Consider the following 1,081-nt stretch of genomic DNA (forward strand, 5'->3'; position numbering starts at 1 on the left):
GACCGGGCTTCCTCCTGTGATACTTTTGTAGGGACTTATTCAGCCCTTCGGGGATCCCTTCTGCCCTTGGAATTGGCCCCATGCAAGACGCAAAAGACACGCTCCGCCAGCAGCTTCTCACCCTGCAAAGTGAGGCGCTTGCCCAAGTGGAACAAGCCGCCGATCTGGAGGCTCTGGAGCAGCTCCGCATCGACTACCTGGGCAAAAAGGGCAAGCTCTCCAAGATCTTGGGAGGAATGGGGAAGCTGCCCCCAGAAGAACGGCCTGCGATTGGCGCTTTGGCCAACACCTTCAAAGAGTCTCTCCAATCCAGCCTGGAGCAGCGCAAGCAGGCCCTTGGCGAAGCTCAACTGCTGCAGCGCCTAGAAGCAGAGCGGCTGGATGTCACCATGCCGGGGCCGCGTCGGCCTCTGGGGCGGATCCACCCTTTGCAGGCCACCATCGACCGCATGCTGGATATTTTTGTGGGGATGGGCTACACGGTGGTGCACGGCCCGGAGATCGAGACGGAGTACTACAACTTCGAGGCCCTCAACACCCCTGCCGACCACCCGGCGCGGGACATGCAGGATACCCTCTACCTAGAAAAGGGCTATCTGATGCGCACCCAAACCTCTTCGGTGCAGGTGCGCTACATGGAGCAGCACCAGCCGCCGCTGCGCATTGTCCATGCCGGGCGAGTGATGCGCCGCGATACCGTCGATGCCACCCACTCTGCCGTATTTCACCAGATGGAAATTTTGGCGGTGGGCGAGAACCTCACCTTTTGCGACCTGAAGGGTACCCTCAAGGAGTTCGTCACTCGCCTGTTGGGCCAGCGAGAAACCCGCTTTCGCCCCAGCTATTTTCCCTTCACCGAGCCTTCCGCCGAGATGGACGTGCGCTTTGGCTCCAAGTGGCTGGAGATTTTCGGCTGTGGCATGGTGGATCCCAATGTGTTTCAGGCGGTGGGCTATGACCCGGAGCGCTACACCGGGTTTGCGGCAGGGATCGGCATCGAGCGAATGGCCATGCTCCTACACGGCATTCAAGATATCCGGCTGTTCTACAGCAGCGACCTGCGCTTTCTGTCCCAGTTTTA

General features: G+C 59.9%; 1 protein-coding gene. It reads left to right on the forward strand.

The annotated features are described in order from the left end of the window. Positions 1–80: 80 nt before the first annotated feature. A partial coding sequence (gene pheS / locus NW857_RS05605; RefSeq protein ID WP_414335728.1) for a phenylalanine--tRNA ligase subunit alpha occupies positions 81–1,081 on the forward strand: 1,001 nt, incomplete at its 3' end.

Origin of the sequence: Synechococcus sp. H55.9 (assembly GCF_047462355.1) — a bacterium.
Lineage (GTDB): Bacteria > Cyanobacteriota > Cyanobacteriia > Thermostichales > Thermostichaceae > Thermostichus.